Origin of the sequence: uncultured Campylobacter sp. (genome assembly GCF_938030815.1) — a bacterium.
Classification (GTDB): domain Bacteria; phylum Campylobacterota; class Campylobacteria; order Campylobacterales; family Campylobacteraceae; genus Campylobacter_B.
The window spans coordinates 1-1,713 of the sequence record NZ_CALHII010000083.1 but is presented as its reverse complement, the minus strand read 5'-3'; the positions used below and the strand labels follow the sequence as shown (position 1 = coordinate 1,713).

The 1,713-nt window shown below is 42.2% G+C and carries 1 protein-coding gene and 1 pseudogene; both read left to right on the top strand.

What is annotated here, in order from left to right:
* The coding region (locus Q0277_RS03080) for a (Fe-S)-binding protein (protein WP_297995480.1) at positions 1-1,206 on the top strand (1,206 nt) is incomplete at its 5' end.
* 83 nt (positions 1,207-1,289) lie between these two features.
* Positions 1,290-1,713: pseudogene (locus Q0277_RS03075) on the top strand (hypothetical protein); the annotation flags it as partial.

Below are 1,713 nucleotides of genomic sequence, written 5' to 3'. Positions count from 1 at the left end.
AACGGCGATGAAGTAACGAGCCCGCGCGGATTTGTGGATCTTTTGGGCGCTTACGGCAGGAATGAACTAAAGCTTGATAAAAACGCTAAGAAAATTTTTGAAAGCTGCTTTTTATGCACCAACTGCGTAGATATTTGCGGCGAGTCTTTGCCCATAGATACGGCAATCGAGAATGTTCGCGCGCGCATTGCGGAAAAATTTGGCATCGCGTGGTACAAAAAGGCTGCGTTTTGGCTGCTCGGGCACCGCAAAGCGCTGGATCTAGCAGCAGCGCTTGGATACGTGTTTCTTAGCTGTGGCTTTAAGATGCGAAAAGATACGCAAAGCTCTATGTCGCCTAGATTTGGCTTACCACTACTTAAAAAAGAGCGCCTGCTGCCTGCTCCTGCGAAAAAGAGTTTTATGAACTCGCACGCAGAGCTTATCGACAACGGCGGCGAAAAAACTATCGGAATTTTTATAGGCTGCATGGCAAACTACGCTTACACGGGCGTAGGCGAGGCGGTTTTACATATCGCGCGAGCGCTAAAGCTAAACGTAAATTTGATGAAGGAACAAGCCTGTTGCGGCGCTCCTGCGTATTTTACGGGAGATTTTGCGGCGGTTGAACGCGTGGCAAAATTTAATATAGCATATTTCGAAAGAGTCATGCCTGCTCTTGATGCAATTATCGTGCCCGAGGCTACGTGCTCTGCGATGCTGCGGGTGGATTACGCGAATTTTTTTGAAAATGAGCCGCAATGGAAAGTCCGTGCGCAAAAGCTTGCGAGTAAAATTTTTATGGCGAGCGAATACTTTTATAAATTTACAAACTTAAGTGATCTTTTGATGCGCCGCGGCAAAAGGGCTTTAGCGATTACTTATCACGATCCGTGCCATGCCCGCAAAATGCAGGGTATTTGGAAAGAACCGCGCGGCTTGCTCGCTCAAAACTACGAAATAACCGAGATGGATGAGCCTAATAAATGCTGTGGATTTGGCGGCGTGACGATGCAGACCGAGCGCTACGAGCTCGCGCGCGCAGCGGGATTAGCTAAGGCGCGCGCAATGGCAGATCTGCCTGTGCGCGTAGTTTCTGCCGAGTGCAGTGCGTGCAGGATGCAGCTAAATAACTCGCTTTCTTTAAATGGCTCGCAGATGAGGTGCGTAAATCCGCTGGAGCTCATCGCTGAGGCGCTTATGAGTGAGGAAAATTCTAATGGATAAATTTTGCGTTTTAGAAGCTCCTACATTTCGCCGGCTTTTTACTCAATTCAAAACCTGGGGTAAAATTCTGTGCTTTTTAAATTTTGGTTTTTAAAAATTATGATGAAATTTTATCTAAACACAATATTATTCTTCTTCCACTACTTACAAAGAATACAGTTGCAAAGCTAGTTGTTGGAATAAGAGATAATGCTATAACAAATTTAGTTTCAAAGGCTTTATTGCTAGAAAAAAGAGTAATTGCAGCCTATGATTCTTGTATAGTAAATAGTGAAGTTCCTTATGCAAAGCTTATAAATTCAAATGTTGAAAGATTAAAAGATTTTGGACTAATATTTGTACAAGCTAAGGAATTAGCAGACTATATGTTGAAGAAAAAAGATTTAGAAATAAACTCTTTAAGAGATAAAAATGTGATAACAGCTAATAATCTTAAAGATTTATATGATAAAAAAATTATTATTTCTAAAAATACTGTTATAACAACTTTGGCAAAAGAAAGAGCTA